A 3403-nucleotide genomic window follows, 5' to 3' on the forward strand; every position below is an offset into this window, starting at 1 on the left:
TGCCGAGATGGCGCAGTACTTCGGCTTCGGTCCTAATCTCGACCCGGAGCACTTGGTGCCCCCTCAGGGCCAGCAGCCCCCGCACGCCCTGACCGGCACCGGGGCCTCCCACGCCCAGCCCACCCACGGTGCCTCCGGTTTCGATGCCGAGATGGCGCAGTACTTCGGCTTCGGTCCTAATCTCGACCCGGAGCACTTGGTGCCCCCTCAGGGCCAGCAGCCCCCGCACGCCCTGACCGGTATCGGGGCCTCCCACGCCCAGCCCACCCACGGTGCCTCCGGTTTCGATGCCGTTATGGAGGACTACTTCGGCTTCGCAGGCGCCTCGGCCTGGGATCTCCCCTCCCCCCACCCCCAGCACGCGCTCACCCCGCCCCGCACGATCGGTGGCTGGTTGCGGAATGCCGGCGCGGATGCGCGGGAGGCGGAGCTGACCCGTCGGTTCGGCACGCTCATCGGTGCCGGGACGAAGGACGGCTATCACTTCGGGCACGCGATGCTGGACCGGATCGAGCAGGTCCTCGGCTCCCTGCCGCGCCGTGATGTGGAGGAGAACCCGCAGCTGACGGCGGTCATCGGCAACGCGTCCGGCACGAGGGGCAGCGGCTACCGGTCCGACGACCGGACCCTCCGTCTCGGCCACCCGTTCACCATGCCGTCGTGGCTGGGCGTCGGGGCCGGCAAGGACGACACCGCGCTGCGCTGGGTGCGGGACCTCCTCACGGCCGGCGAGCACCAGGTGCTGACCGGCACCGGTCTGCTCGCTCCCGCCGGGTCGCCGCGCGGCAACCTCGTCGAGTGGGTGCTGCGGCACGAGGTGGGCCGCTCCGTCGACGCCCGGACCGGGTGGTCCCAGGAGCACGCCCACAAGGTGGAGTTCGGCGGCTGGCAGACGTACACCGGCGAGGGGATCGCCGAGGTCGCCACGGCGTTCCTCGCCCTCGCGGGCCTCACCGCCGCCACCTTCGCCCCGGCCGCCGCCGGCGCCCGGACCTTCGACGGCCTCGTCGCGGAGGTGGCGTCCCGGATCACGCCGGTGTCCCAGAGCAAGGGGCCGGACGCGCGGCGGATCGCGCGGATCCCCGAGGAGCTGGCCGACGGCGACGCCGAGCGGTTCGCGCGGCTGACGGCCATGGTCACGCTGCTGCGGGACGCCATGGCGCAGCCGTGGACGCGGGACGGTGGCGGCGCGGACCAGCTGGAGCACGACGGGCGCGTCTTCCAGACGCACCCGGAGACCGGTGAGTGGGTCAGCTACCTCGCCGCCGCCCGCGCGCACGCGGTGTCTCCTTACCAGTTCGCCGCGCCGGGCGCGTGGTTCGCGGAGGCGTACGCGGCGTACCACGCGCCGCTGGCGGCGGGCGCGCTGCGGGAGCTGCTGCACCCGGACGTGCGGGAGTGGTTCCGCAGCGAGGCGGAGCTGCCGGAGCTGGAGCTCGGCAAGGACGTCGAGGACGGCGCCGCGGAGTCGGAGCTGGAGCTGACGACGTCGGACGGCGTCCAGGTCAAGGCGTCCGACATCGACAACCTCCTCATCGTCGCCCCCGGCTCCCTGCGGCCCGTCGGCCGGTCCTTCCACACCCCCGAGGACACCCGGGAGCGGCTGCTCAGCCACACCGATCTCGACCTGACCAAGCGGCACTTCGCGCACTTCGACCCGGAGCGGCAGGTCCACGCCGAGGACGGCACCGGCAAGCGGATCACCCGGCACACGGTCTCCGAGAGCGACCTCGACACCGTGCCGTGGCAGTCGGGCGACGAGCTGTACCTGGCACTGCTGCACGGTGAGAAGGGCTGGCTGACCGTTCCGGTGAACGGCCGTCCCGTCCGGATGTCGGGCGCGGAGTTCGGCCCGCAACTGCGGCGGCGCGCCAGCGTCGCCGCGCTGAAGAAGCGCGCCGGGAACAAGGCGTGGATCCTGCTGGCCGCCTGTGAGGCGGCGGCCACCGACGCGGCGGGCAACTCCGTCGCCCAGCAGATCGCGGACACCACCGGGATGAACGTCGTGGCGCCGACCACGAAGGTGGCCGCCACCCCGCACGTCAAGGAGTTCAGCTTCCTCCTCTACCACGACGCCGACGGCAACCGCGGCGAGTGGCGGACGTTCACCCCGCGGAACGCGGCGGCCGGGGCCCTCGTGCCGCCCGCCGTCATCGACGCGCCGCGGCCGGCGCCGCTGTCCGGGCAGACGCTGCCGCAGGACACCGACGAGAACACGGTGCCGTCCGAGGCGTCCGTGCTCCCGGCGGAGCACGACGGCGACGCCCTGGTGGCCGAGGACCTCACGGCCACCGCACCCCAGCAGCCGCACTACGCCTGGCTGGGCGACCGGATGATGCGCAGCGCCCTGGCGCCGCTGCGCGACCCCGCCCTGACGGAGCTGTACGACGCGCTCCACCCTGCGCAGCGGTTCGGCCCCGGCCGTTCCGTCTCCCGGCTCATCGCCCTGCGCAAACTGGTCGAACTGGCCACGCGGGAGTCCGGGCACACTCCTGAGCGCCTGACGCCCGAGGTGCTCGACGGCCTCGTCCGGCAGGTCTTCCCCGGCGCCGCGGCCGACGAGGCGAGCCGGCTGCTGCTCGTCACCACGGCCCAGGGCGTCAAGCGGGAGTCCTTCACCGTGCCGGGCCTCCGGCAGGCCGGCGCCCGGCACCGGGCGGCCCGCGTCATCGACATCGGCACACCGCAGGCACAGTCGCCGGGCGCACCGGGCCAGGAGTCGAGCACCTCGACGACCCACCCGGTGCAGCCGTCGGACCTCCTCGGCCGGTGGGACACACAGCGGTACCGGCAGGCCGCCATGCAGCGCGGCAGTGTGCCCTCGGCCGCCGTCTCGGCGATCACCGCGCAACTGCTGGCAGCCGGCCCCGGCGCCACCTCACTGCTGCGCTTCAGCACCGCACGTACCCCGCTGCGCGCCGTCAACGTCGACGGCCGGGTGCTGTGGTCCGAAGCCGGCAGCACCCTGTGGTCCGACACTCCCGCCATGCTGCCCGCCGTCGGTTCGGTCACCATCGACTCCATCGACATCGACGGCCGCGGCCGGCTGCTGGTGGCACTGCCCCAGACATCCACCGAGGACGCGAACCTCTTCCCCGAGCTGCTGACCGACCTCTCCGCGCTCCGCGCCCTCAGCCCCGCGGCCACCTCGTCGACCGGCGTCCTCCAGGACACCCGCGACCTCCTGACCGCGGCGAACGAAGCGGACGACGACGAGAGCGACCTCATCGAGGACAGCTTCGAGTTCTCCGCGACCATCCCCGGCTCCCTCCCGGTCAAGAAGATGTTCGACATCACCTTCCCAGTGATCGAAGAGGTCCTGCCCTACGAAGAACTGCACGTGACCCTCCCGCAGACCCTTGTACCACCGATCGGATTCGGCACCGAACGGGCCACCGGGCAG

1 protein-coding gene is annotated in these 3403 nt (G+C 73.0%); it reads left to right on the top strand.

Going from position 1 to position 3403, the window contains the following annotated elements; translation table 11 throughout:
* Positions 1-3403, top strand: a 3403-nt coding sequence (locus tag ACZ4M8_RS29905) for a hypothetical protein (protein ID WP_467613202.1), incomplete at both ends; no start/stop codon positions are given.

This window comes from Streptomyces sp. NPDC027185, from assembly GCF_055567035.1.